The sequence below is a fragment of the Stenotrophomonas sp. S39 genome, assembly GCF_016624665.1.
Classification (GTDB): Bacteria; Pseudomonadota; Gammaproteobacteria; order Xanthomonadales; family Xanthomonadaceae; genus Stenotrophomonas.
In genome coordinates this window covers 1-25,653 of sequence record NZ_JACVTT010000070.1, presented here as the reverse complement: position 1 = coordinate 25,653, position 25,653 = coordinate 1, and the positions used below count along the sequence as shown (strand labels likewise).

Here is a 25,653-nt window from a genome sequence, read left to right as displayed (position 1 = left end):
CGCCAGGCAGTCGATCTGCAGGCGGTTGTCGCCGCAGACCGATTCGGTGCCTTCGAAGCGCTCGACCACCCACGCTTCATGCAGGCCATGAAGCGTGAGCTGGCGAGGGTGTCGGCTGCTGAGTGCAATGGCGCGTGCCAGTGCATGGATGGCGTCCATTGCCATGATGAGGGGGAGTCAGCGGGGGGCAGGCGGTCACTGTCCGGCAAGGTCGCAGGGAGGGCCTTTTTGAAACCGTTCGAAGTGTGGGCAAATACGCAGATCGCCGCGCACGAGGGTGCAGATAGCGACAATCGGCAGTGCCGGCTTTGGCTGGGAATCCGGGTGAACGCGACAAGCAGGCATGGATGCACCTCGCCACCCGGTCGGCGACGCACGTGTAGGCCGCGTCAGCGCGCCTGCCAAATCTCTCACGGGGCCTGACGCTCCGGCTCCCTAGGCTTGGGCCTTCCTTCCCCTGGGAGCTCCCATGACTGCTTCTTCCGTCCGCCTCCATATCGAAGACACCGGCGGTACCGGCCGCCCGGTCATCCTCATCCACGGCTGGCCGCTCTCGGCCGAGGCCTGGAAGGCACAGGTGCCGATCCTGCGTGACGCCGGCTATCGCGTAATCAGCTACGACCGGCGCGGTTTTGGCCGCTCGGAGAAGCCCACCGAAGGCTACGACTACGACACTCTTGCCGCTGATCTGGCAGCCCTCATCGAAGAGCGTGACCTGAAGGATGTCAGCCTGGTCGGCTTTTCGATGGGCGGTGGTGAAGTTGCGCGCTACATCAGCAACCACGGTGAGGACCGCCTGCACAGCGTGGTCTTCGCTTCAGCCGTGCCGCCTTACCTGCTGAAGACGGACGACAATCCGGATGGCCCGTTGCCGCAGGCAAAGGCCGACGAAATGCGCCAGGGCCTGGAGAAGGACCGCGAGGAATTCTTCGACGGCTTCACCCGCGATTTCTTCAGTGCCAACGGTAAGCTGAAGGTGACCGAAGAGGAGCGCCAGGCAGCGATCGCGCTGTGCCACCAGTCCGACCAGACAGCGGCACTGGGGTGCATGAAGGCCTTCGCCACCACCGATTTCCGGGCCGACCTGAAGCGCGTGACCGTGCCTGCGCTGATTCTGCACGGCGACGCAGACGCGACCGTGCCGTTCGAAGGCTCAGGAAAGCGCACGCATGCGGCGCTGGCCGGCAGCGAGCTGGTGCTGCTGAAGGATGCGCCGCATGGCTGCAACACCAGCCATGCTGATGATTTCAATCTGGCGCTGCTGAACTTCCTGAAGAAGTAAAATCTGCGGAAGCGCCGCAGCCGACTTGACCGGGAGGGGTGTGGCGCTCAGCATGCGGGCATTCAGACGCAAGGACGCGTTATGCCCGCAGACCCACAAGCCACGCCTTTTACACGCGAGCCGCTGACGCCTTTTGCGCGGGAGCAGTTGTGGGAGGCTGTGCGTGCCCGCCGTGGGGTGATGGTTGGAAACGTGGTCTTCACCAGCTTGATGGGGGTGATCCTCGCGCTCCTTCCTGCTGCCGCCATATACCTCTTCCCAATCGAGGCACCGTTTCGAATCGGCCTTGGGATATTGGCCCTTGCGGGCGCGGCTGTGACGATTGCACAGGCACGCATGGTGCTTCGGATATTTGGCCCCTATCTGCAAGCGCTTTGGCGCGGGCAGGGACTCCGGGCAGCGCTTCCGCCGACTTCAGTGCGGGAATTGCGTGCTGCCTTCGCGGCAGAGGTGTGGTTTGCCGGCATCGGGGAGGATGGAGGCGACTACGTGGTGCAGCTGGAGCTGCCGGAGCGCTTCGGCCCCATATTCGGAACCCACGTGCTGCACCTGATGATGCTGCCGCGTGCGTCTGCGATGCAGTTCCATGTCGCGCCGTGGGGCGGTCCCCGAAAAGTCCTGTACGCGCTGCACCAGCCCGATGAACCTGCGCCCGCGGCGTACACCGCGCCAATGGCCGGGTGGCCGCTGCCGCCGACGGAGTGGAGCATGGCGGAGTTTCTTGTGGCGGTTGCCCTGATGTTGCTGGGTGCCGGGCTCGCCGCGTGTTTGGCCCTGGTTTCCGGCGCCCATCCCTATCTCGCCGTGCTGTTGCTCATTGTTGCATGCGGTGGCGGTTTCTGGGCAGGAGGCCAAGGGCTTCATCATGGCGCCCGGCTGTGGAGGCGTCGCGGTGCGGCACCGCAGATGGAGGTTCTGGAGGGCAGGGCACAGGGCGTCCTGCACTTCCGTTGGTCGCTTCCCGCCAAGGGTGGGGCATCCATCGCGTACCTCGAACGCTGGATGCTGCTGGGGAACCAATGGCACAGACTCGTCCGCCTGCCCACGGCGGACTACGCACCGGCCGTGATGCCGCCATTGCCTGAAGTCATCGACGGTGTACGGCTCGAGTATGCCGTGTGGGGCAGAGAGCGGCGCCTGATGCGTGCGTTTGCGGCCGGGGAGGTGTGGATCGGCGGTGAGCTGATGCCAGACGCGCCTTGCTGACAACCACCGTCGTTCACAACCGTTGGTGCGGGACTGCGCCACACTGCCACCATGCCCACCGCACGCACGCCGCCCTGGAAAAAGCCCAACCCGAAGGGGCAGAAGAAGCAGCCGCTGTCCGACGCGCAGAAGGCGGCAGCGCGGCAGCGCGCCGAGGAAAACGGCCGGCGCTACCCGAACCTGGTGGACAACATGTGGGCCGCCAAGCTGCCGCGGGGCTAGCGCGCGGGCTCATACTCCTCCATCGGCCAGGGTTCCCAGCCGTCTTCCCGCCAGGGCACCAACGTGCGCTGCTGCATGTGGATGTCCTGCTCGGGCAGGCCACTGGCCCTGGCCAGTTCGCGCCGCAGCACGGCGGGATCGGCGCGGATGGGCATGGCGACCTGCAGCACATCACCCTGTTGGCGCACCAGCGGAGGCAGGACATCGGCGTGGTAGCCGTTGATGTAGGGCATGGGCCCGCGTGAATAGCGCGGCAGGACGATGTACTGCGGGGTGCGCACGACCACGGGCGCCCAGCGCAGCAGCAGTTCGCCGTGCTGGTGCTGCACGATGCGCACCTCGGCCACGTTGGCGGTGTACCCGAAGGCGTTGCGAACCATCACGTTGAAGCGCGCCGGGTTGGGCATCAGCCACGCCCACACGGCGATGATGGTGATGAACAGGGCTGCGCCCACGAATGACCACCACCGTGGCGCTTTCGCCTGAACCTTGTAGGTCAGCGATTCCGGATTCCTGCGCATGGCGCGCCAGTACCGTTTGCGTTGCCGGCGCGTGGGGCTGTGTGGCCCGAGCGGGGAGACCAGTACGCGGAGCGGCAGCTTGGCCAGCCGCGCATCGACCACCTTGATGAAGCCATACGCGGCCAGTGCGAACGGAATGCCGCAGGTGACCAGGCAGGCAAGCAGGTATAGCGCGTAGATCTGTGAGTCGCTCATTGCGTGGTGCGTGCTGCCGTCCTGTGCAGGACGTACATGATGGCCGAGATGGCGGCCGGTGTCGCTTCTGCCTGCCGACAGCGCCGCGCTGCGCCGCTAGGATGCCCAACCTTTGCTGGGATGCACCGCGTGGCCTTCATGACTGCCCGCCTCAGGCGCCTCTGTGGCGCTGGACTGATGCTGTTCCTGTTGCACGGCCTGGCGCTGGCGTCGCTGGGTCTGGCAGTGAGCTATTTCCACCACCGCACGCAGCTGCTGCTGGAACCCTTCCCGATGCCACTGCTACCGGCATGTGGCGGCCACGACCCGGTGGCGCGCCTGCATGTGGCAGATCTGTTGCTGGCACGCGCGGGTGCGCTGGATGATTGGCAGCCTGTGTGCTGGGTGGTGGTGAGCGCCCTGCTGTCATCGCTGCTGGGCGCGCTCGCGGTGAGCGTGAACCTGTTGCGCCGGACACGGAGCGGGCGCCGGCACCGCATCTGGGGGCTGTTCGGCCTGCATCTGCTGGTGCTGGGCCTGGGCATGCAGTTGCTGCGGCTGTACGAACAGGTGTGGACGGGCATGGTGACCGGTCTGCCGGCGGCATGCATGGTTGGTCCCACCTCCCTGGAAGAGGACGCAACGAGCGGGGCACATCGCACCGTGCCGCAGATGCTGGCCAGCGCTGGCTTGCCGGTGCCGCAGCTGCCCGATGCGCTGGCGATGGTCACAAGCGTGCTGCTGCTGGCGGCGATGGCGGTGGGGGTATGGCTGTGGCGGACGCTGCCGCTGCCGGCGGTGGAGTGATGCGGCGGATGGGCGCTGGCATTCGCCGCTGCGGTGCGTCAGGCTATGCCCATGGAAAAGGACATTTCCCTTGACCAGGCCAGCAGATTCCTGAGCCTGGTGCTGCGGCACGAACCGCAGAAGATCGGCCTGCAGCTGGATGCACAGGGGTGGGCCGGCATTGATGACCTGCTGCAGCGGCTGGGCCTGCATGGGCTGCCGCTGGACCGTGCGAGCCTGGATCGGCTGGTGCAGGAGAACGACAAGCGGCGCTTTGCCATCAGCGACGATGGCCTGCGTATCCGCGCCAGCCAAGGGCACTCGATTGCGGTGGACCTTGGGCTTGCGCCGCTCGTGCCTCCGCCGTGGCTGTACCACGGCACGGTGCCGCGCTTCTTGGATGCCATTGCCACCGAGGGGCTGCGTCCCGGAGAACGCCAGCACGTGCACCTGTCCCTGGACCGCGATACCGCCTTGCAGGTGGGCGCGCGGCGGGGTACGCCGGTGGTGCTCAGCATCGACGCCGGGCGCATGCATGCCGATGGCCACGTGTTCCACCAGTCGGCAAACGGCGTGTGGCTGACCGCGCACGTGCCGCCGAAGTACATCGCTGGATGAAGCGCCTCGCTGTTGCCTGTGGCCTGGGCCCGCCGTTGTTCCTGCTGCCGGTACTGGCCCTGTGTGCACTGGCGCTGGCCGAGGGCGGCTTCCACTTCCGTGTGCAGTACCTGCTGGAACCCGCAGCGGGCGCCTGCGCGCACCTGGACCTGGCCTCGCGCAGTGCCGTGGTGATGGCGATGGTGGAGCGGGGCCGGGCGCTGCAGCCCTGGGTGGAACTGCGCTGGATTCCCATTGCGGGTGTGCTGCTGGCCTTGCTGGCGGCCGTACTGGCCGGCGTGTCTGCAGTACGCCACGCAGCGGGCCGGGTGCGCAGGGTCGCCATCGCTTACGTGCTGCTGCACGCCGGTGCGCTGGGCCTGGCCGGTTGGGCGCTGTACCGCGCCGAAACCGCCTGGGCACGCATGGTGAAGCTAGCGCCGGTGGTCTGCGCGCTGGATCCAGCCAATCCGGACGTGCCCATCGCGCAGGTGCCGCAGCAGGCCTTCGCGCTGTTCATGGGCAGCAGCGCGAGCCTGCTGCACAACCCCGGGCGGTTGGCGATGGTGCTGGCGGCAGTGCTGCTGGTCGCGCTGGTGATGGGGGTGTGGCTGTGGCGCGGTGAGCGCAGGTAGAGTATTGGTTCCCGCCGGAAACCGGATGTGCTGATGCGTTCGTTGCTGCGTGCCGTGCCGTTGTTGCTGCTTTCGCTGGTGGCGCAGGCCGCTGAGGTGGATCGCCGTATCGCGGTGACCATCGACGACCTGCCGTGGGCGCGTCTGGACGAGATCGTGCCGCCTGATCTGCAGGTACGTCATGAGGCGCTGATGGCGCAGCTGCAGCAGGCGGGCGTGCCGGTGGTGGGCTTCGTCAACGGCAACAAGCTGGAAGTGGATGGCGTGGTGCAGCCGTCGCGGGTGCAGATGCTGCGCGACTGGCGCGATGCCGGTTACGTGCTGGGCAACCACACCTGGTCGCACATGGATCTGAACGCCAAGGGCGTGGCCGCGTTCCAGCAGGATTTCCTGCGCGGTGAGGACGTACTGAAGCCGTTGCTGGCCGAGCGCGGCCAGGTGCCGCAGTGGATGCGCCATCCGTACCTGCGGGCGGGCCGCACGCCGCAGGACCGTGCGGTGATGGATACCTTCTTCGCCGAGCATGGTTACCGCATTGCGCCGGTGACCGTCGACAACGGCGAATGGGTCTGGGCGTTCGCTTACGCCAACGTGATGAACGAACAGCCGGAATCAGCCGAGCGCGCGGCCACCTTGGCCCGCCTGCGCAAGGGCTACGTGCCCTACATGCTGAACAAGCTGGACTACTACGAGCAGCAGTCGCAGGCGTTGCTGGGATATGCCCTGCCGCAGGTGTGGCTGATGCATGCCAACGAACTCAATGCAGCAACGTTTGCCGAACTGGTGGCTGCCACCAAGCGCCGCGGCTATCGCTTCGTTTCGCTGGAAGAGGCGCTGCGCGACCCGGCCTATGCGCGTGGCACCGAGGGCTACGATGGCCGCTATGGCCCCAGCTGGCTGCACCGCTGGGCGATGGCCGAGAAGAAGCCGAAGGCGTACTACGGCAACGAGCCGGCAGTGCCGCAATGGGTGAAGACGCTGGCCAAGGTCGATTACGAATGATGGCCGGCCGCTAGCCGTCAGCGCTTGACGGCCAGCACGCCGTCCAACGCGAGCTCGGCCTTGAAGCCTGCTTTTTCCAGGCGCTTGGCGACTTCGCGCGGTACGTCGCGGCCGCTGGTCAGCTTGTTCGGCGCACCGGTGTAGTGGAACAGGCGGCCACCCTTGCGGATGACGCGCGCGAGGTGGTCGTAGAACGCCTGTGAATACAGCTCGCCGGCGATGCCGAAGCGCGGCGGGTCGTGCAGGATGGCATCGACGCTGTTGCTGGCCACCTGTTCGATCTGCTGCGAGACATCCCCCTGGCCGAACTGCAGGCGGCCACCGGCGGCGGCCGACTCCGGGTCGGGCGACCACGGGTTGAGCGTGCGCAGCCACATCACGTCGGCGTTCTTTTCGAACGAGCGGATCTGGCCGACGCCGGCTTCCAGCGCGCAGGCGGCAAAGTAGCCCAGGCCACCGCAGGTATCGAGGATGGATTTACCTGCCGGGGCAACCAGTTCGACCTTGCGGCGGGCATCCTCGAACGGCGACAGCTTGGAGGTCGGCAGCATCTTGATGCCATCGATCTCGAAGGTGGGCGCGCCCCACTCGGTGGGCACCAGCTTGATGAGCGAACCACTGAAGCGCGAGATCGGCGCGAAGTCCTCGCCATCCCAGTAGTACAGCGTGCGGTCCTTCAGCTTGCCCGGCCACGGGTACGGCCGGCCGCGGAAGTTGAAGCCCTCGGCGTCCAGGCCGACGGTATCCTGGCTGCGTCCCAGGTCGAGCGAGCCCTGCCAGTCGGCAGCACCCTTGTCGTGCGCGCGGCGCAGGGCATCGGCGCTGTCGCGGGTGAGCAGGGGGCCGGTGTAATGGGTCACGGCGGGTACCGGGGCTGGGCGGGGGAGGGCATGGTACCCGACCGGCCGTGAGCCCTGCAGGGACGGGCCGCGTCTCTGTCAGGGGGCACTGCTGCAGCCAAAGCCGTGCGTGGTGCCCGAGCCGGCGAGAAAACTGACACCGCCGGAAGGACTACCGCCCTGCAGCGCGCAGGCGCGGCGATGCACGGCCTGGGTTGCGGGCGGCTGCCGCACGTATTCGTAGAGCATGCTGCCGTCGTCCAGCAGCTGCCAGTGCACGGTGACCCGCGTGCGCTGCCCGTCGTCCGTTTCCCAGTCAATCGTACGCAGTACCAGCGTGCGGCCATCGTCGGTCAGGCGCACCTCGTCATAGGCGCCGGTGGTGGTGACCGGCACGACGGCAAGCAGCAGCGGCAACAGCATGGCGTGGCCCCCAAAAGTGGCCAGCCTCAGGTCCGCAGCAGCGCAATACCATCAGGAAAGTTGCAGATCAGCCGCACTTCACCGCATACACCGGCCCGGCACCGATCAGCAGCAGGGCCATGTAGTCGCTGTCGCCCGCCTTGGCCTTCAGCGAGGCGCCCCGCTGGGTATGGAACAGGCCGAAGCCGCCAGCGCTGCGGATCAGGGCACTGTCGATCTGTTCGGCATCGTCGCGGAAGTAGCGGGCGATGTCGGCGCGGCTCGCCTGGGTCAGTGCGTTGGGCTCGCGTTGCCAGTGCCCGTCGCGCTCGAAGGAGACAAAGTACTGCCCGCCTTCCTTGTCGATGCGGAACTCGGCGGGCTTGCGCGTGCTGGTGGTGAAGCAGCCCTGCAGGGGATCGGAGGAGAACGGCAGCTGGGTATCGCCGGAACAGGCGCCCAGCAGCAGGAAGGTGCCGGGCAGCAGCAGGCGGAGCGCGCGCATGGGATGTCCCGACGGGGCAGGTGCAGCTAGTGTAGGGCGAGGGCAGGGCCTGCCCGTACCGATAATCGGCAAGAACTGGGGAGCAGCGATGGCACAGGGCAAGGCACCGTGGTGTGGGCTGGCAAGCTGGCTGGGGCTGCTGGCCGGGTGGGGCGCTGGTTGGCTGGCGGCGCTGGCCTTTGGCGGCAGCGCACCGGCGGCCGCGCTGAGCGTGGGGGTGCTGGCCTCGGCAGTGGTCGGGTTGGGGCTGGCCGTGGCGGCGCGGGCCCGGGATGAGCGCCACGCGTGGCTGGGCATCGGCGGCGCGCTGTTGAGCGCGCTGCCGTTGAAGCTCTACCTGTTGCGGATGTTGTTCAAGCTGTAGGCGCCCGCATTTGTAGAGTCGAGCTTGCTCGACTGCTTTGGGCAGAACCAGCCGAGCATGGGCTCGGCGCTACAGGAAAGAACCGCGGCATCACGCCGTGCGGTGGATTTCCAGCGTCACGTGCACCAGTTCTTCGTGCACGGCCAGTGCCTGGCGCAGCTGGTCGGCATCCAGATCGACATCGCTGGTGACCACGCTGGCGGCCACGGCGTACTTGCCGCGGCCCACCTGCCACACATGCAGATCGGCCAGGCGTGCCGGCCAGGGCCCCTGTTCGATCACTTCGCGTACTTCCGCGACCACCGGCGCGTCCATCTGCGCATCCAGCAGCACGCGGCCACTGTCGCGCAGCAGGCCGACGGCCCAGACCGTCACCAGCACGGCGCCAACCAGGCCCATCACCGGGTCCAGCCAGGAGGCGCCCCACAGCTTGCCGCCGAGCAGTGCAACGATGGCCAGCACCGAGGTCGCGGCGTCGGCCAGCACATGCATGTAGGCCGAGCGCAGGTTGAGGTCGTGGCCATGGGCATGACCGTGCGCGTGATCGTGGTGGTCATGGTCATGGTCGTGTCCATGCGCGTGGCCGTGATGGTGGTGGGCATGGCCCGGGCTGTCGTGCAGCCACCACGCGCACAGCAGGTTCACGCCCAGGCCGACCACGGCGATGAGGATGGCCTCGTCGTAATGGATGGGCGCAGGCACCCACAGGCGCTGCAGCGACTGCACGGCCATCAGCGCGGCCACACCGAGCAGGGCAATGGCACTGGTGTAGCCGGCCAGGATCTCGATCTTCCAGGTACCGAAGGCAAAGCGCGGGTCGTGCGCGTAGCGCCGTGCGCAGCGGTAGGCAAACACCGAAAGGCCGAGCGCCAGGGCGTGCGAGCTCATGTGCCAGCCATCGGCCAACACGGCCATGGAGTTGAACCACCAGCCGCCGAAGATCTCGATGAACATCATGCTGACGGTGAGCCACATGGCACGGCGGGTATTGCGTTCGGCCAGTGGATTGCCGTCGTCGAAGCGATGGTCGTGGCGGCGGGAGGCGGCGAGGGCGTCCAGGTGCATGGGGGCATTCATGAGTGGAAGGATACCCCCATAGGGTATACGATACGGCCATGGCACATGTACACAAGAACCGGAAACAACTGCTGACCCGGGTGCGCCGCATCGGCGGCCAGGTGGCGGCGCTGGAGCAGGCACTGGACCGCCCGGAGGGCGCGGCGGGCGACTGCGCGGACGTGCTGGTGCAGGTGGCCGCCGTGCGTGGCGCGGCGCACAGCCTGCTGATGGAGCTGCTGCACGAGCACCTGCAGGAACACGTGGTGGCCGCCGAGGACCCGCAGCAGCGGGCGGCGGAAGCCGAAGTACTGGTGGAACTGCTGCGCCGCTACGGCAAATAGCGGAGCAGTCGAGCAAGCTCGACTCTACGCATCCCTTGGTAGTGCCGGCCGCTGGCCGGCAGTCCGCCGGCTGCGCCGTGGTCATTTAATGTTATATAGTAACATTTCCATCCGCAGCCCTTCGCCCCGCATGAACCCTGTTTCCCGCGCCGACCGCCGCCTGCCGGTCACCGTGCTGTCCGGCTTCCTGGGGGCCGGCAAGACCACGTTGCTCAACCAGATCCTGCGCAACCGCGATGGCCTGCGCGTGGCGGTCATCGTCAACGACATGAGCGAGGTCAACATCGATGCGCAGCTGCTGCGCGACGGTGGTGCCGAGCTGCGCCGCACCGAGGAAACGCTGGTGGAGTTCAGCAACGGCTGCATCTGCTGCACCCTGCGCGACGACCTGCTGCAGGAAGTACGCCGCCTGGCCGATGCCGGGCGCTATGACTACCTGCTGATCGAATCCACGGGTATCGGCGAGCCCATGCCGGTGGCTGCCACCTTCGCCGTACGCGACGAGCAGGGCTTCAGCCTGAGCGACATCGCGCGCCTGGACACGATGGTGACCGTGGTCGATGGCAGCGCGTTCCTCGCTGATTTCGGGTCGACCCTGCGCCTGGCCGAGCGTGGCCAGCAGGCCGGCCCGGACGATGACCGCGGCGTGGTGGACCTGCTGTGCGAGCAGGTGGAGTTTGCCGATGTGATCGTGGTGAGCAAGGTCGACCAGGCCGATGAGGACGTGCTGCAGGACACGCTGGCGGTGCTGCGTGGCCTGAACCGTGATGCAAAGCTGCTGCTGTCGTCGTTTGGCGACGTGCCGCTGCGCGAGCTGCTGGATACCGGCCGCTTCGATTTCGACCGTGCGCAGCAGGCGCCGGGCTGGGTGAAGGAACTGCGTGGCGAGCACACGCCGGAGACCGAGGAGTATGGCATCGGCAGCTTCGTGTACCGCTCGCGCCGGCCCTTCCACCCCGGGCGTTTCGCCCGCGCGCTGCAGGAGGGCATGCCCGGGGTGATCCGCAGCAAGGGCTGGTTCTGGCTGGCCAACCGTATGGACTGGGTGGGCGAGTTGAGCAGCGTGGGTGCGGCGACGCGTACGCAGGCGGCTGGCTTCTGGTACGCGGCGCGCGAGCGCGTGCGTGCCGGCAGTGAGGACACCACGCCGCTGTTGCCGCCGACACCGCTGCCGTACAGCGACCTGGGCTGGGCGCGGCAGCAGGCCGACTGCTGGAGCGCGCCGCTGCCGGGGCGGGAGGAATTCCCGGATGGCGAGGCACACGCGGCGATGGCCCGCCTTTGGCACCCGCTCTGGGGCGACCGCAGGCAGGAGCTGGTGGTGATTGGCGTGCACATGGATGAGCGTGCGGTGCGCGCGGCGTTGGATGCGTGCCTGCTCAATGACAGCGAACTGCGCGCGGGGCCGTTGTTGTGGCAGCAGTTGCCGCAGGCGTTTCCGGTGTGGAAGCGCTGAGGGCAGAAGCAGCCACGCGTGGCGTGGCTCTACTGCACTCCAGTAGATCCACGCCATGCGTGGATGGCGCGGTCCGCTAAGTAGATCCACGCCATGCGTGGATGGCGGGGCACAACCAGACCAGTAGATCCACGCCATGCGTGGATGGCGGGGCACGCCCGGATCAGTAGATCCACGCCATGCGTGGATGGCGGGGCACGCCCGGATCAGTAGATCCACGCCATGCGTGGATGGCGCGGTCATCGGGCCGGGGTCAGAGCCCTTTTGCGTGGCAAAAGGGATCCGACCCCGGGTCTGCTACAACGCGTCGCGCCACTGCCAGCCATCGCCGCCCACCTGCAGCACCTGCGTTGGCCGCAACGCACGCAGCAGGTGGGTGTCATGGCTGACCATCACCAGTCCGCCTTCCCACGCACCCAGCAGCGATTCCAGTGCCTGTAGCGCCGTCAGGTCCAGCGCGTTGCCGGGCTCGTCCAGCAGCAACAGCTGCGGTGCCGGTTGCGCGTAAAGCACGCTGGCCAGCGCACCCTTTACCCGCTCGCCGTCGCTGAGGCTGCTGGCGGGGCGCTGGATGCGGTGTGCATCCAGCCCGAGCAGGGCCAACCGTGTGCGCAGCTCGGCCGGGTCGGCGGCCGCGTTGGCCGCCTGCACGGTGTCGAGGATGCTGCGCTCGCCAGCCAGGGCCAGCAGCTGCTGGTCGAGCAGGGCCAGCGGTGCGTGCCGCTGCACCTCGCCCGCACGCGGCTGCAGCTGCCCGGCCAGTACGCGCAGCAGGGTGGATTTGCCGCTGCCGTTGTCGCCCACCACGGCGATGCGCTGGCCACGGCGGATCTCCAGCTGCAGCGGTGCGCTGCAACCGTGTGGCAGCACCAGATCGTGTGCCTGCAGCAGGCGCGCGCTGCCACGCTCGCCATCGCTGGCAAACAGGGCAAGTTCGGGGGCGGCCTGCACGGCTGCCGCCGCGCTGCGCAGCTGCTGCGCGCTGGCCTGCAGGCGGTCGGCCTGGATCTGCTGCGCGCGGCCCTGGGTGGCCTCCGCACGCTGCTTCTGCCCGCCCAGCAGGATCGGTGCCTGGTTGGCCTGCTTGGCATCGCGGCTGCCGCGCGCTTGCCGCTGCTGCTGACGTTCGTGCTGTTCGCGCGCGCTGCGCTGCTGCTGGCGGTGCTGCGCGCGGGCATGGTCAAGCTGCGCGGCGGCGGCATCGCGCTCGGCCGCGCGCGCGTCGGCATAGTGCTGCCAGGGCCCGCCATAGCGGTGCAGCCCGCGTGCATCCAGTTCCACGATCTGCTGCATGTTGGCCAGCAGTTCGCGGTCGTGGCTGATGACCAGCAGTCCGCCCGGCCAGCGCTGCAGCTGCTGGTACAACTGCTGGCGGTTGCGCGCATCCAGATGGTTGCTGGGCTCGTCGAGGATGAGCCAGTCGGCACCGCTGGCCCATGCGCCGGACAGGGCCACGCGCATGGCCTGGCCGCCACTGAGGCGTGCGGCTGGCTGGGTGGGCCGCAGGTCATCGGGCAGGCCGAAGGCATGCCACTGCTGCTGCAGGCGTTCGCGCAGGTCCCAGCGGTCGCCGACGCAGGCGAAGTCCGCTTCGTCGATGCTGCCGGCTTCGATGCGCGCCAGCGCGGCCAGTGCATCACCGACGCCGGCCAGTTCGCCGACCGAGCCGCGTGGCGGATAACCGGGCGTGGGCAGCAGGAAGACCCGGCCGCTGCTGCGTACCTGCCCACTGTCGGGCAGAAGTTGCCCGGCCAGCAGGCGCGCGAGCACGCTCTTGCCGGTGCCATTGGCGCCGACGAGGCCGGTGGCCACCGGTTCAAAGGAAAACGACAGTTCGGAAAACAGCGATCGGCCATCGGCCAACCGATAGGACACGCGATCGAGCGCGAGGGAATGCGTGGTCATGCGACCTCCATGGGATGCCTGGTTCTCCCCTGCGCACAGGGGCGGGAAGAGTCGGGCCGTCTAGTGCAAAGACGGCGGCATCACTGGCGCATCGGTCGCGAGCCTCTTGGAGGAATGAGGGGGGATTATAGCGCTGGTGGCTGAATGGTCGCGGTGGCGATGCCCCTTCATCCACGCATGGCGTGGATCTACCGGGCTACGGGACGGTGATGCCTCGTCATCCACGCATGGCGTGGATCTACTGGGTTACGGGACGGTGTCCAGCCGCGCCAGGCGATGGTGTGTGGCCGGGCTACGGGACGGTGTCCAGCCGCGCGCTGATGAAATCGATGAACACCCGCAGCTTCGGCAGCACGTGGCGGCCGGAGGGCCACAGCAGGTGGAAGGTGCCGCAGGAATGCACGTGTTCGTCGAGCACGGTGACCAGGCGGCCCTCGGCGAGGGCATCGCGGACCGAGTGCACCGGCACGAAGGCCAGACCGATATCGCGCAGGGCCAGTTCCACCCGTGCCTCGATGGTATTGGCGACCATGTGCACGGGCAGGTCCTGCGCGGCCTGTTCGTCCGGCCACTGGACCGGCCACGGCTCGAGCTTGCCGCTGCTGGGGAACTTGTAGTGCAGCAGGGTGTGCTGCAGCAGGTCGGCCGGGGCCTTGGGCACGCCGCGCCGCTGCAGGTAGGACGGTGAGGCGACGATGCGCCGTGGAAACACGCCCAAGCGCCGGGCATTCATCCGAGAATCGCTCGGCTCGCCGACACGCAGCACGGCGTCGAAGCCTTCCTCGATGACATCGACCAGGCGGTCGCTGAAATCCAGGTCGAGGCGGATGTCCGGATAGGCGGCCATGAAATCGGCCAGCAACGGCAGGGTCAGGTCGCCCACCAGCGGCAGGCTGATGCGCAGCGTGCCGCTGGGTGCGGCGTGCGGCTGGGCCAGTTCGGTACGTGCAGCATCGCGCTCGGCGAGGATGCGGCGGCAGCGCGCCAGGAACAGCTGGCCTTCTGCGGTGAGGGTGATGCTGCGCGTGCTGCGGTGGAACAGGCGTACGCCCAGTGCGTGCTCCAGCCGTGCCACGCACTTGCCGGCGGCCGAGGCGGAGATGCCCTGCAGGCGGCCGGTCTCGACGAAGCTGCGGGTGTCGGCTGCATGCACGAAGGTCTGCAGGTTGGCGAGATTGTCGAGGACGGACATGGGCGGCGCAGCGGGAAAACCGCAGGGTAGGGCCAGTTGCAGCGTGCGGCCAGCGGGCCGTTGCAACACTGCGGTGCAGGGCCGGTGTGCCGTGGCAGTCCGCGCAGGCCGCCGATTGCGGACCTGGGGGTCCACGAAGCACGGAGCGCCGACCCGCTTTTTGCATCGGCGCGCGCTGCCTAAGGTGGCGGCCCTCCCCCCAAGGATTGCCCCATGAATGCTCTTCCTGTCGACGCATCCACGCCCACACTGCCCGGCGTGGACCGTGTACTGCAGCAGGCCCACCCGCAGCGCCTGGTGGGTGCGGTGGTGCTGGTGCGCGAACACGGCGTGCTGCGCCATGCCAGCGCCAGCGGCATGGCCGACCGCGAGGCGGGTACGCCGATGCAGCGCGACCAGCTGTTCCGCCTGGCATCGGTGAGCAAGCCGCTGCTGACCACGGTGATCCTGCGCCTGGTGGCCGACGGCGTGCTCGATCTGGATGCACCGGTGCAGCGTTGGCTGCCGACGTTCCGCCCGGCGCTGGCCGATGGCAGCGTGCCGCCGATCAGCCTGCGGCAGCTGCTGAGCCATAGCAGTGGCCTGGGCTACCGCTTCCTCGAAGCCGACGCCGCAGGGCCCTATGCGCGTGCCGGCGTCAGCGATGGCATGGACGCCAATCCGGTGAGCCTGCAGGACAACGTGCAGCGCATCGGCCAGGTACCGCTGCTGTTCGCACCGGGCAGCCAATGGCTGTATTCGCTGGGCGTGGATGTGGCCGGTGCCGTGGCCGAAGCGGCGAGCGGGCAGACCCTGCAGCACCTGTTTGATCGCCTGCTGGCGCAGCCGCTTGGCCTGCGCGATACCGGCTTCAGTACCGCGCAGGGCGCGCGGCTGGCCACCGCCTATGCCAGTGATGTGCCGCAGCCGCATCGCCTGCAGGAGGGCGAGATCGTCGCGCCGTTCGATGGCACCGTGGGCATCGAGTACAGCCTGGCACGCGCCACCGATGCCAGCCGCTATGCCTCGGCGGGCGCTGGCCTGATCGGCAGCGCCGATGACGTGATGACCGTGCTGGAGGCCCTGCGCGATGTGCAGGCGTCTGCCGTGCTGCCGCCAGCGCTGGTGGCCGAGATGGGCCGCCCGCAGGTGGGCGGGCAGGGGCCGGCCGATCCGCCGGGCTGGGGCTTCGGCCTGGGCTTTGCCGTGCTGCGTGATGCAGCCGCTTCGGGCACGCCGCAAAGCGCAGGTACCTGGCGCTGGGGCGGCGCCTATGGCCACAGCTGGTTCGTCGATCCCGCACGTGGCCTCAGCGTGGTGGCTCTCACCAACACCCTGTACGAAGGCATGCACGGCGCTTTCGTCGATGAGCTGCGCGACGCGGTGTACCGCGATCTGGAGGTAGCGCGATGAGCGGGCATGCCATCGACGCATCGTCGCCTGCAGGTGAAGCAACGCGGTTGCCGTGGAACGGACTGCTGGCCCTGGCCGGGGGCAGCTTCATCACCCTGCTGACCGAGACCCTGCCGGCGGGCGTGTTGCGGCCGATGGGGCAGAGCCTGGGCGTGAGCGATGCGGCCGTGGGCCAGCTGGTGAGCGTGTATGCACTGGGGTCGGTGCTGGCGGCGCTTCCCATGACCGCGCTGACCCAGCGGCTGCCCCGCCGGCCGTTGCTGCTGGCGGCGATTGCCGGCTTCGTGCTGGTCAACGCACTGACGGCGCTGACCAGCAACTACACGCTGCTGCTGGTGGTGCGCTTCCTGGCCGGCGTGGGTGCGGGCCTGCTGTGGTCGCTGGTGGCCGGCTATGCCGCGCGCCTGGTGGTGCCCGAATTGCAGGGGCGGGCGATCGCGGTGGCGATGGTCGGTTCACCGTTGGCGCTTTCGCTGGGGGTGCCGGCGGGCACGCTGCTGGGCCAGCAGATCGGCTGGCGCTGGGCGTTCGGGCTGATGGCGCTGTTGGCGGTGCTGCTGCTGGGCTGGGTGCGCTGGGCGGTGCCTGCGCTGCCGGCGGCCGGTGGTGGCCAACGCACGCCGCTGGGCAGCGTCTGGCGACTGCCCGGGGTACGCAGCACGCTGCTGGTGATGGCGCTGTACGTGCTGGCGCACAACGTGCTCTATACCTACATCGAGCCGCTGGCGATCCTGGCCAACGCGCAGCACTGGCTGGACCGCGTGTTGCTGGCGTTTGGCGTGGCGGCCGTCGCCGGCATCGGCATTGCCGGCTGGGGCGTGGATCGCCACCTGCGCGCGCTGGTGTGGGCGGCGGTGGCCGGTTTCGTGCTGGCGGTGGCGGCCCTGCTGCTGTGGCCGGGCGTGCCGCAGGTGCTGCTGCTGGCCAGCGTGCTGTGGGGCGTGGCGTTTGGCGCGGTGCCGACGCTGTTCCAGACCGCCGTGGCCCGCCGTGCCGGTGCCGCGGCCGACCTGGCGCAGTCGATGCTGGTGACCGGCTGGAACCTGGCGATTGCCGCAGGCGGCGTGGCGGGTGGCGTGGTGCTGCAGTCGGTTGGCGCAGGGCAGCTGGCGTGGTTGCCGCTACTGTTGCTGGCCGTGTGCGCGGCGTGGTTGTGGGTGCGGCCGAAGGCCTGGGTGTAGCGGCGGTTGCGTGGGGTTGCCGGCCAGCGGCCGGCACTACCAGGCCCGCGTCATCCACGCATGGCGTGGATCTACTGAGCGCAGCGACCCGCGTTTGCCTTTGCTCTTTCTGTTGATTCCGTGGTCGGACGCCGCAGCCTACCCGCTCGGCCAACCCTCGGATTACGGCCGCCCCGCCACGAGGGGCTCCGCCGTTGGCCGTCATTCTTCCGCGGCGGCCTGTTCGATCGGCACGCTGCGTGGGTTCTGCATGTCCTCGCGCGCGGCGCCATAGCGCTGCTGGCGCTGGTGGTGGAAGGCGATGAACGCATCGCGCGGCAACGGGCGCGAGAACAGCCAGCCCTGTCCGAACTGCACCTGCTGGCTGTGCAGGTAGGCCAGCTGCGGTTCGGTTTCCACGCCTTCGGCCACCACCCACAGGCCCAGTTCCCTGGCCATGTCGATGATGTGCGGGGTGACCGGGCTGGTGGCGCTTTCGGTGCCGATGGCATCGACGAACGACTTGTCGATCTTCAGCGCATCCAGCGGCAGCTGTTCCAGGTACTGCAGGCTGGAATAGCCGACGCCGAAATCGTCGATGGCGATGCTGTGGCCGGCGCGGCGCGCAGCGGCCAGCATGGTGCGTGCACGGTCGGCATCGAGGAAGCCGCGTTCGGTGGCTTCCAGCCAGATCTGCTGCGGCAGGATGCCGCTGCCGGCCATGCGCTGGGTGATCGACTTCAACGCGCGGCCGCTGATGATGTCCTCGGCCGCGAGGTTGATGGCGATGTGCGCGCTGCGGTCCTGCACCAGCAGATCGCGCATGTCCGATACCACGTTCTCGATCACCAGGTCGGTGAGCGCGGTGATCAGGCCGTGCTCCTCGGCCAGCGGCACGAAGATGTCCGGCCGCACCTGGGTGCCGTCGGGGCGCTGCCAGCGCACCAGGGCTTCGGCGCCGACGCAGATGCCGGTCTCCAGCTCGATGATGGGCTGGTAGTGCAGGTACAGCTCGCGGCGGCGGATGGCGATGGCCAGCTCGCCACGCAGCGAGAGGCGGCGGCGCGACAGCCAGATCACCACGCCGGTGCCGATGCCGGCCAGCAGCAGCCCCACCGGCACGAACAGCCAGGCCTGCTGGCGGAAGGTGGCCGCCAGCGCGGTGCGCGGCCCGGTGGCGATGGCCAGCCACTCGTTGTTGCGGGCAGTGGCGTACAGGGTGTCGTTGTCGAGGCCCTCGCCGGGCTCGCGCAGCAGCCGCGCCAGCAGGGCCTCGTCGATGCCGCTCTGCTTGGACAGCAGGCGGCCGTCGGGGCTGGCCAGGGCCAGGCGCACCTGCGGGTCGGCGATGACATCGACGAAACGGCGCGGGTCGACCAGGGTGTCGTAGGAACCGTACAGGATGGACAGCACCTTGCGCTGCTCGGTGGCCTGCGGGCGCACGTCCACCTTGATGCCGGCGCCATCGCTGGTGACGTGGTCCGGGGTGGGCTGGGCGACATCTCCCTCGAACGCACCCCACGAGGTGCACCGCAGCTTGCCCGCCTCGAAATAACCCATCTGGTCGACCGAGGGCGTGGTCATCACCAGCGTCTGCAGGCGCCGCACGTGCGCGGTGCTGCACGGGGGCAGGCGTGACGCTTCGGCGGACTTCAGCACGGCCAGCGATTCCTGGTAGGAGACGTCGGCGCGACGCAGGGCGCGTCCGGCGATCTCGTGCAGGCGCCGCTGTTCCAGGCCGACGGCGCTGTTCCAGGTGGCATAGACCATCGCGGCGATCGGCACGATGGCCACCAGGATCGACAGCAGGGTCGCGCCGATGATGACGCCCAGGCGGCTCATGGCAGGGTTTCCAGCGGGCGGGGCAGGGCGCTGCGCATGGCGGGCCGGTCCTTGGTCGGATGCGCTATCTGAGCATGTTGCAGCGCCGGGGGAAATGGGCAGGGCCACGAAGGGGGGCGCATTGGGATGAAAACGCTGCGATTTGACGCGTCCACCCAGCGGGACGCTGGCGCTCGGCGCCGCAGAGGACTACCGTCGGGGGCTTCACCCGCCCCTTCCCGCGCCCATGACCGAGCCCGCCACGCCCCCCGAACACCTGCGCCGCAGCCTGTCCAACCGCCACCTGCAACTGATCGCCATCGGCGGTGCCATCGGTACCGGCCTGTTCATGGGGTCGGGCAAGACCATCAGCCTGGCCGGCCCGTCCATCCTGTTCGTCTACCTCATCATCGGCGCGATGCTGTTCTTCGTGATGCGCGCGATGGGCGAGCTGCTGCTGTCCAACCTGCAGTACAAATCCTTCATCGATTTTTCCACCGATCTGCTCGGCCCCTGGGCCGGGTTCTTCTGCGGGTGGACGTACTGGTTCTGCTGGATCGTCACCGCCATCGCCGATGTCATCGCCATCGCCGCCTATGCGCAGTTCTGGTTCCCCGAACTGCAGGCCTGGATACCCGCACTGCTGTGCGTGATGCTGCTGCTGGGCCTGAACCTGGTGACGGTCAAGCTGTTCGGCGAAATGGAATTCTGGTTCGCGCTGATCAAGATCGTGGCCATCTGCGCGCTGATCATCACCGGTGCCGGCCTGGTCGCGTGGGGCTTCACCTCGCCCAGCGGGCATACCGCTTCGCTGTCCAACCTGTGGAATGACGGCGGCATGTTCCCGATGGGCCTGGTCGGCTTCTTCGCCGGTTTCCAGATCGCGGTGTTCGCCTTCGTCGGCATCGAGCTGGTGGGCACCACCGCCGCCGAAACCGCTGACCCGGAGCGCAACCTGCCCAAGGCGATCAACTCGATCCCGGTGCGCATCATCATCTTCTACGTGCTGGCCCTGGTGGCGATCATGGCGGTGACGCCCTGGCGCCAGGTGGTGCCGGACAAGAGCCCGTTCGTGCAGCTGTTCGTGCTGGCCGGCATTCCCGCCGCGGCCAGCCTGATCAACTTCGTGGTGCTGACCTCGGCCACCTCGTCGGCCAACAGCGGCATCTTCTCCACCAGCCGCATGCTGTACGGCCTGGCCGAAGAGGGCCACGCCCCGCGCGGCCTGTCGCGCCTGTCGCGCGCGGCGGTGCCGGCCCGCGGCCTGCTGTTCTCGTGCCTGTGCCTGCTGGGCGGCACCCTGCTGATCTACCTGATCCCGAACCTGGTGACCGCCTTCACCCTGGTGACAACGCTGGCGACGGTGCTCTTCATCTTCGTCTGGTCGCTGATCCTGGTGGCCTACATGATCTACCGCCGCCGCTACCCGGAACGCCATGCGGCATCGATCTTCAAGATGCCCGGTGGCGTGGCGATGTGCTGGGCGTGCCTGGTGTTCTTCGCTGGCGTGCTGGTGCTGCTGAGCCTGCAGGCCGACACCCGCCAGGCCCTGGTGGCCAGCCCGGTGTGGTTCGTGCTGCTGGGCGCGGGGTATTGGCTGCGGAGGCGGGCGGGGTAGAGTCGACCGTTGGTCGACTATCGCGCGCAGCGCGGGGTTTTCGCGTTCTGATCGGGAGAGCAGTCGACCAACGGTCGACTCTACCGGGATTCACCAGAATTTCGCGGGCGCGGCCGGATCATCCGGCCGCCATGATCCTCCGCCTCGCCCTCATTGCGCTGTTGCTGCTGCCGGGCCTGGCCAGCGCCCGCACGGTCTACCGCTGCGTGCAGGGCAACACGGTCAGCCTGGCCACCGCGCCGGAGCCAGGCTCGCGCTGTACGCCGAAGGAGATCGACGACAACGCCATCCAGACCCCCAACCTGTGGGGCAACATGGGCGTGTTCAGCGGCGTGCTGTACGAACGCGAGCAGGACGGAGCACTGGTCTATTCCACCCGCAACCTGCCCGGTTCGCGCGTGTTCCTGAAATTCACCGTCGCTACCCCGCCCGGTGAGCCGGCCCACGAAGGCCTGGGCAGGGTCGGCAAGCCGCAGCTGGCCCAGCATGCCAAGCAGTTCAAGGCGGCCGCCAAGGCCACCGGTGTCGATGACGCCTGGCTGCGCGCGATCGCCCATGCCGAGAGCAACTTCGATGCGCTGGCCGTCTCCAGCAAGGGCGCGCAGGGGGTGATGCAGCTGATGCCCGATACCGCGCTGGAGTACGGCGTGCGTGATCCGTTCTCGCCGCAGCAGTCCATCGACGGCGGTGCCCGCTACATGCGTGCGCTGCTGCGGCGCTACAACGGCGATCGCGCGCTGTCGGCGGCCGCCTACAACGCCGGCATCGGTACGGTCACCCGCTACAAGGGCGTGCCGCCGTATGCCGAAACCCTGGCCTACGTGGACAAGGTGATGGCGCTGTACGCGCGCTACCGGGAAGCGATGGGCATCCGCAGCGAAGTGCCGGCGAAGTAGCGCTTACTCAAAGGGGTAGAGCGCATGCCGCCCGCGCGTGCCGACGGCGGCGATGGCCTCGCGTACATCGCCGCGCTGCAGCAGCTGCTGCAGGAGCACGTCACGTTCGGCGGCCAGTGGCCACCTCGGAATATCACCGTACTGCTGTGCTTCCTGCAGCATGTTCTGCCGGGTATCCACACTGCGCAGACGTCGGATGATCTCTGCTGCGGCGTCGTCCTGGCGGCCCTGGGCCAGCAGCGCATGCAGGTAGGGATCGCGATCATTGCCCTTGCGACCGGCAATGGCGGCGGTCGCGCGCGCCACGGCCGCCGGGTCACCCAGTTGCTGGTAGGCCACCACCCGGACCAGATCGGCCACGCTCTTTCCGTAGTCGCTGATGTCGTGCAGTTCTTCCATCAGGGCCAGGGCCTGCGCGGGCTGCCGGTCATCGGCCAGCCACAGGGCCAGGTTCAACTGCTGGCCGACAGCGGCATGGCCATCTGGACCGAAGGACATGGCGTGGCGCAGCGTGGCGACCGCCGCGTCGGTCTGTCCGAGCCGGCGCTGCGCCTCCGCGCGCAGGTTGAGCAGCCAGGCCATCTCCATCATGGCCTCATCGTCGTGCACAAAGAACGCGGGCGTGGCGTCGGCGAACGGCGCGCTGGCCTCGAGCAGGCCTGTGTTGTCGCTGGCCTGCAGCAGGGCGGTCAGCAACGCAGTGACGCGGGGCAGCTGGTCGGGATGTGCCTGCACGTTGCCGCGCAGCAGAGCCACGTAGGCGGGCAGCGCAGCTTCGGCGGAGAGCGGTGTGGCGCGGGCCGCCATCGCGGCATCGAAGCGGCGGTCAATGCTCAGGTGCAGCAGTGGCATCGGCTGATCGATACGCGCGACCGTGCGCTGCAGGGCCTCGGTCTGGCCTGCGTCGGCCTGCAGTTCGGCCAGCCGTTGCCATCGGAACTGGGGATCCTGGCCCTCATCGGTCCACCGCGCATCAAACAGCGCCTGCAGCAGCGGCTGAAGCGCTGCATTGTCGTCCCGCAGGGCCTGTGCGAGGTGGTTGACCAACGCGGGCTCGAAACGCGCGCTGGCCCTTTCATCGTTCCACGCCAGGGCTTCGCACAGGGCACGTGCAGCGTCGGCAGGGCGGCCGGCGCGCGCATAGAACAGCGATCGCGTGTCGCGCGGATAGGTCCGCTCCGGCGTGAGCACCTGCGCCTTGCGCAGCAGAGCCAGCGCCTCGTCGGTGTGCGTGTCCACGAGGGTCAGCCAGGCCTCCAGTTCGTAGGCGTTGGCCTGCATTTCGTTGCCGCTGCGCGCCAGTTGCGGGTCGGCCCGCAGGCGTGCCAGCAGTGCACGGGCGCGCGTGTAATCGCCCTCCTGGGCGGCAGTCCAGCCCATTGCCAACTGCTCGGACGGGGTGGCCTCGGACATCGCGCTGGCCAGCTTCTGTGGCGGAAGATTCGCGGCCCATGTTGCAGGCACGAAGCAGAACGAGAGTGCCAGCAGGGCGCGGGGAAACGGAGCGGACACACGAACTGGCATGCAGGCGACCCTTCCATGGAGTGCGCTGATTGAAGCCCGATTGCAGGGCGAGCACAAGCACCGCCCTCGACGCGGTTGCAGCCAGCGTCTATCGTCGTGGCCTCTTTCAGGGCAGGGCGAACGCGAGCGATGGCACGGCGGCAATGGATGGCAGTGGGTGTGGTGGTGGTGGCAACGGCAGCTGCGCTGGCCGCGACCTGGTGGGAACGCCCCGCACAGGCACCGGACGCGCCCGTTGGCCCGCAACCCACGCCGCTGGCCTGGACCGCGCAGATCGAGCCACTGGCCGGTGATGGCCACCCCGGCGACCGCGACGGCGCCTCGGCGCAGGCGCGTTTCGCCGAACCCTATGCACTGCTGCGCAGCGCCGATGGCAGCGTGTACTTCACCGATGCCGGCGACAACAACCGCATTCGCCGCCTTCTGGCCGATGGCCGCGTTGAAACGGTGGCCGGGCAGGGCGAGGGCCTGGCCGATGGGCCGGGCCTGCAGGCCCGCTTCAATACGCCGTCGGGCATCGCCGCCGATGCGCAGGGCAACCTGTACGTGGCCGACACCGGCAACCACGCTATCCGCCGCATCGGCACCGATGGCCAGGTGACGACCGTGGCCGGTGGCACCCAGGGCTTCGCTGATGGCCCGGCCGCGCAGGCGCGCTTCGATGGCCCGATGGGTATCGCCGTGGACGCGCAGGGCCAGGTGTTCGTGGCCGATACCTGGAACGACCGCATCCGGGTGATCGGCACCGATGGCAACGTGCGTACCGTGGCCGGTGGCGATCGCCCCGGCTTCGCCGATGCGGTGGCGGGCGAGGCCCGCTTCGACACACCGGTGGCGCTGGCCTTCGATGCGCACGGTGCGCTGCTGGTGGCCGACTTCTTCAACAACGCGGTGCGCCGCGTCGGCGCCGATGGCACGGTCAGCACCGTGGTCGGCAACGATGGGGTGATCAACGGACCGCTGTCGCTGGCCACGACCCACGATGGCGTGCTGTACGTGGGTGATTTTGCCGGACGCCTGGTGCAGGTGACCCCGCAGGGCCACCAGGTGACGCTGCTCGGCAACGACCGGCTGCCACGCCTGGCGCGACCCAGCGGGCTGGCCGTGGAAGACGATGGCAGCCTGCTGGTGGCCGACGCCGCCGGCTATCGCGTGCACCGCGTGCGCCCGCTGGCGGTGGGCGTGCTGCCTGCACCCGCGCTGGTGGGCCCGGCCGCGGATGCCGCATTGCCCGACACTGGCGGTCGCTGGCCGCTGGCCCCGCAGGAGGGCTGGCATGAAGTGGTTGGCACGCTGGGCGAAGTGCGCGGCACCTTCACTGGCGAAAGCCGCCACCACCTTCACGGCGGCTTCGATGTGCGCGGCGACGTCGGCCAGACCGTGCTGGCCATCGCCGACGGCAAGATCAGCAGTCCGATCGCGGCCTGGAGCCTGGGTGGCCAGGCAGAAGGGCTGGCGGTGGGGCGCTTGAACTACATCCACATGCGCGTGGGCCGCACGCCCGCCGGCCAGCCGTTCGACGCGCGCTGGCAGCCGCTGTACGGCGAGGACGGCAAGCTGGAGCGCATCCGCGTGCGCCGTGGCACGCGCATCCACGTGGGCGACCGCCTGGGCAGCATCAACAGCCAGGCGCATGTGCATCTGCAGGTGGGCACCAGCGGTTTCGAGACCAATGCGGTGGCGCTGGGCTTCACCGGTTACGCCGATCACTTCGCACCGCGCATCACCGATGTCAGCCTGCTGGATGACAACGACCAGCCGCTGGCCGCCGGCAGCGATGGCGTGGTGATGCTGGCCCGGCAGGGGCGTGGCGTGCAGATCGTGGTGGAAGCGTGGGACCAGGTGGACAACAACCTGCCGCGCCGCCGCCTGGGGCCGTACCAGGTGGGTTACCAGATCCTCGATGCTGCCGGGCAGCCGCTGCAGGGCTACGAGCAGCCGCGCTGGAACATCGTGTTCAACCGCATGCCGCCGCAGAAGCAGGCGGTGAAGGTGGCCTATGCGCCGGACAGTGGCATCACCGTGCATGGCAGTGCGGTCACGCGGTTCCGTTACCTGGCCACCAACACCGTGCGCGACGGGCTGATGGAAACCGGGCGCTGGCAACCGGCGGCGCTGCCGCCGGGCGAGTACATCATCCGCGGCAGTGCGCGCGACTACAGCGGCAATGAAGGCATCGGCAGGCGCGAGATCAGGGTGCGGCTGCTGCCATAGCCGCGGCCGGTGCGCCGCAGCGTTCGCGCTCGGCGTCCATGTCTTCCAGTGGCCGCACCTCGATGCTGCCGAAGCGCGCCCACGGGAAATCGCGGGCGATGCGCATGGCTTCGTCGCGGTCGCGTGCGCGGATGAGGTTGAAGCCGGCCAGCAGTTCGCGGGTTTCGGCGAAGGGGCCATCGAGCACGCGGCTGTGGCCATCGCGCACGCGCAGGGTCTGGGCGGTGTCGACGGGTTGCAGCTTCTGTGCGGCGAGCAGGGTGCCTTCGGCCTGCAGTTGATCGGCGTGGGCGAGGCAGTCGCGCATCAGGGCATTGAACTCTTCGCTGGGCAGGGCCTGCAGCAGGGCGGGTTCGATGTAGATGAGGAGCAGGTACTGCTGCATGGCACGGTCCTGGCGGGGGCGGGGTTCCATGATGGCGCAGGTTTGCCTGCGGGCATGCTGCAGCGCGAAAGGCCGCCTGCGGCGGGGGATCGGCGAACGGCGGAGCCCCTCCGTGGTGGGGGCTGAAAGCCCGGGCAGTGAGGGTTGGCCGGGAG

General features: G+C 68.6%; 25 protein-coding genes. 15 read left to right on the top strand and 10 right to left on the bottom strand.

What is annotated here, in order from left to right:
* Positions 1–469: 469 nt before the first annotated feature.
* The 3 genes from IAE41_RS16390 (at position 470) to IAE41_RS16380 (ending at position 2,710) form a co-directional block, all read left to right on the top strand.
* Positions 470–1,282 (top strand): alpha/beta hydrolase, encoded by an 813-nt coding sequence (locus IAE41_RS16390; RefSeq protein ID WP_108745861.1) that lies wholly within the window; start codon positions 470–472, stop codon positions 1,280–1,282.
* Positions 1,283–1,474: 192 nt separating this feature from the next.
* Complete coding sequence (locus IAE41_RS16385) at positions 1,475–2,488, top strand: hypothetical protein (protein ID WP_200733838.1); 1,014 nt, start codon at positions 1,475–1,477, stop codon at positions 2,486–2,488.
* A 51-nt stretch (positions 2,489–2,539) separates the two neighbouring features.
* A complete protein-coding gene (locus tag IAE41_RS16380; RefSeq protein WP_174208929.1) occupies positions 2,540–2,710 on the top strand; it encodes a hypothetical protein in 171 nt (56 codons plus the stop codon).
* Here IAE41_RS16380 and IAE41_RS16375 read toward each other — a convergent pair.
* Positions 2,707–3,426 (bottom strand): hypothetical protein, encoded by a 720-nt coding sequence (locus IAE41_RS16375; RefSeq protein ID WP_200733837.1) that lies wholly within the window; start codon positions 3,424–3,426, stop codon positions 2,707–2,709. The two genes, IAE41_RS16380 and IAE41_RS16375, sit on opposite strands and share 4 nt — an antisense overlap.
* Before the next feature lie 39 nt (positions 3,427–3,465).
* On the opposite strand from IAE41_RS16375, the gene IAE41_RS16370 reads away from it, so the two are divergent.
* From IAE41_RS16370 to IAE41_RS16355, 4 genes are read left to right on the top strand one after another with little or no spacing between them, the layout of a single operon-like run.
* Positions 3,466–4,212: a hypothetical protein gene (locus IAE41_RS16370; RefSeq protein ID WP_200733836.1), complete on the top strand. Its 747-nt coding sequence runs from the start codon at positions 3,466–3,468 to the stop codon at positions 4,210–4,212.
* 51 nt (positions 4,213–4,263) lie between these two features.
* Positions 4,264–4,809 (top strand): RNA 2'-phosphotransferase, encoded by a 546-nt coding sequence (locus IAE41_RS16365; RefSeq protein WP_200733835.1) that lies wholly within the window; start codon positions 4,264–4,266, stop codon positions 4,807–4,809.
* Positions 4,806–5,423 carry a hypothetical protein gene (locus IAE41_RS16360; RefSeq protein ID WP_200733834.1) on the top strand — a complete coding sequence of 206 codons (618 nt, stop codon included), beginning with the start codon at positions 4,806–4,808 and terminating at the stop codon, positions 5,421–5,423. Before IAE41_RS16365 ends, IAE41_RS16360 begins: the two co-directional genes overlap by 4 nt.
* A gap of 33 nt (positions 5,424–5,456) precedes the next feature.
* On the top strand, positions 5,457–6,425 hold the full coding sequence (locus IAE41_RS16355; protein ID WP_200733833.1) for a polysaccharide deacetylase family protein: 969 nt from the start codon (positions 5,457–5,459) through the stop codon (positions 6,423–6,425).
* Positions 6,426–6,442: 17 nt separating this feature from the next.
* Here IAE41_RS16355 and IAE41_RS16350 read toward each other — a convergent pair whose 3' ends face one another.
* From IAE41_RS16350 to IAE41_RS16340, 3 genes are all read right to left on the bottom strand, one after another.
* Complete coding sequence (locus IAE41_RS16350; protein WP_108745867.1) at positions 6,443–7,285, bottom strand: MnmC family methyltransferase; 843 nt, start codon at positions 7,283–7,285, stop codon at positions 6,443–6,445.
* A 78-nt stretch (positions 7,286–7,363) separates the two neighbouring features.
* Positions 7,364–7,687: a hypothetical protein gene (locus IAE41_RS16345; protein WP_200733832.1), complete on the bottom strand. Its 324-nt coding sequence runs from the start codon at positions 7,685–7,687 to the stop codon at positions 7,364–7,366.
* Between the two features lie 67 nt (positions 7,688–7,754).
* The gene (locus IAE41_RS16340) at positions 7,755–8,171 is read right to left on the bottom strand and encodes a hypothetical protein (protein WP_200733831.1); all 417 of its coding nucleotides are present in this window, start codon (positions 8,169–8,171) and stop codon (positions 7,755–7,757) included.
* An 88-nt stretch (positions 8,172–8,259) separates the two neighbouring features.
* On the opposite strand from IAE41_RS16340, the gene IAE41_RS16335 reads away from it, so the two are divergent.
* Positions 8,260–8,535 (top strand): hypothetical protein, encoded by a 276-nt coding sequence (locus tag IAE41_RS16335; RefSeq protein ID WP_200733830.1) that lies wholly within the window; start codon positions 8,260–8,262, stop codon positions 8,533–8,535.
* Positions 8,536–8,625: 90 nt separating this feature from the next.
* Here the strand turns inward: IAE41_RS16335 and dmeF are convergent, their stop codons facing one another.
* The gene (dmeF, locus tag IAE41_RS16330) at positions 8,626–9,600 is read right to left on the bottom strand and encodes a CDF family Co(II)/Ni(II) efflux transporter DmeF (protein WP_200733829.1); all 975 of its coding nucleotides are present in this window, start codon (positions 9,598–9,600) and stop codon (positions 8,626–8,628) included.
* A 50-nt stretch (positions 9,601–9,650) separates the two neighbouring features.
* Here dmeF and IAE41_RS16325 point away from each other — a divergent pair, with 50 nt between their 5' ends.
* Both IAE41_RS16325 and IAE41_RS16320 read left to right on the top strand, forming a co-directional pair.
* Positions 9,651–9,935, top strand: a complete 285-nt coding sequence (locus tag IAE41_RS16325) for a metal-sensing transcriptional repressor (RefSeq protein WP_079220449.1) — start codon at positions 9,651–9,653, stop codon at positions 9,933–9,935.
* 130 nt (positions 9,936–10,065) lie between these two features.
* The gene (locus IAE41_RS16320; protein WP_200733828.1) at positions 10,066–11,391 is read left to right on the top strand and encodes a GTP-binding protein; all 1,326 of its coding nucleotides are present in this window, start codon (positions 10,066–10,068) and stop codon (positions 11,389–11,391) included.
* 297 nt (positions 11,392–11,688) lie between these two features.
* On the opposite strand, the gene IAE41_RS16315 is transcribed toward IAE41_RS16320, so the two are convergent.
* The gene (locus IAE41_RS16315) at positions 11,689–13,296 is read right to left on the bottom strand and encodes an ATP-binding cassette domain-containing protein (RefSeq protein WP_200733827.1); all 1,608 of its coding nucleotides are present in this window, start codon (positions 13,294–13,296) and stop codon (positions 11,689–11,691) included.
* A 292-nt stretch (positions 13,297–13,588) separates the two neighbouring features.
* Entirely contained in the window at positions 13,589–14,488 is a 900-nt protein-coding gene (locus IAE41_RS16310; protein WP_200733826.1) for a LysR family transcriptional regulator, read from the bottom strand.
* Between the two features lie 213 nt (positions 14,489–14,701).
* Between IAE41_RS16310 and IAE41_RS16305 the strand changes: the two genes are divergently transcribed.
* Together IAE41_RS16305 and IAE41_RS16300 are read left to right on the top strand one after the other, a co-directional pair.
* Positions 14,702–15,880: a serine hydrolase domain-containing protein gene (locus tag IAE41_RS16305; protein ID WP_200733825.1), complete on the top strand. Its 1,179-nt coding sequence runs from the start codon at positions 14,702–14,704 to the stop codon at positions 15,878–15,880.
* Positions 15,877–17,061, top strand: coding sequence for an MFS transporter (locus IAE41_RS16300; RefSeq protein ID WP_200733824.1), 1,185 nt, complete (start codon positions 15,877–15,879; stop codon positions 17,059–17,061). Before IAE41_RS16305 ends, IAE41_RS16300 begins: the two co-directional genes overlap by 4 nt.
* A 201-nt stretch (positions 17,062–17,262) precedes the next feature.
* Here the strand turns inward: IAE41_RS16300 and IAE41_RS16295 are convergent, their stop codons facing one another.
* Entirely contained in the window at positions 17,263–18,882 is a 1,620-nt protein-coding gene (locus IAE41_RS16295) for an EAL domain-containing protein (RefSeq protein WP_200733823.1), read from the bottom strand.
* A 226-nt stretch (positions 18,883–19,108) separates the two neighbouring features.
* On the opposite strand from IAE41_RS16295, the gene cycA reads away from it, so the two are divergent.
* Together cycA and IAE41_RS16285 are read left to right on the top strand one after the other, a co-directional pair.
* A complete protein-coding gene (gene cycA, locus IAE41_RS16290; protein WP_200733822.1) occupies positions 19,109–20,479 on the top strand; it encodes a D-serine/D-alanine/glycine transporter in 1,371 nt (456 codons plus the stop codon).
* Between the two features lie 131 nt (positions 20,480–20,610).
* Positions 20,611–21,375, top strand: a complete 765-nt coding sequence (locus IAE41_RS16285) for a lytic transglycosylase domain-containing protein (RefSeq protein ID WP_200733821.1) — start codon at positions 20,611–20,613, stop codon at positions 21,373–21,375.
* A 3-nt stretch (positions 21,376–21,378) separates the two neighbouring features.
* Here IAE41_RS16285 and IAE41_RS16280 read toward each other — a convergent pair whose 3' ends face one another.
* Positions 21,379–22,788: a hypothetical protein gene (locus IAE41_RS16280; protein WP_200733820.1), complete on the bottom strand. Its 1,410-nt coding sequence runs from the start codon at positions 22,786–22,788 to the stop codon at positions 21,379–21,381.
* Positions 22,789–23,028: 240 nt separating this feature from the next.
* Here IAE41_RS16280 and IAE41_RS16275 point away from each other — a divergent pair, with 240 nt between their 5' ends.
* Entirely contained in the window at positions 23,029–25,113 is a 2,085-nt protein-coding gene (locus IAE41_RS16275; protein ID WP_200733819.1) for an NHL repeat-containing protein, read from the top strand.
* Here the strand turns inward: IAE41_RS16275 and IAE41_RS16270 are convergent.
* A complete protein-coding gene (locus IAE41_RS16270) occupies positions 25,091–25,498 on the bottom strand; it encodes a YciI family protein (protein ID WP_079225071.1) in 408 nt (135 codons plus the stop codon). The genes IAE41_RS16275 and IAE41_RS16270 overlap by 23 nt on opposite strands.
* Positions 25,499–25,653: the final 155 nt, after the last annotated feature.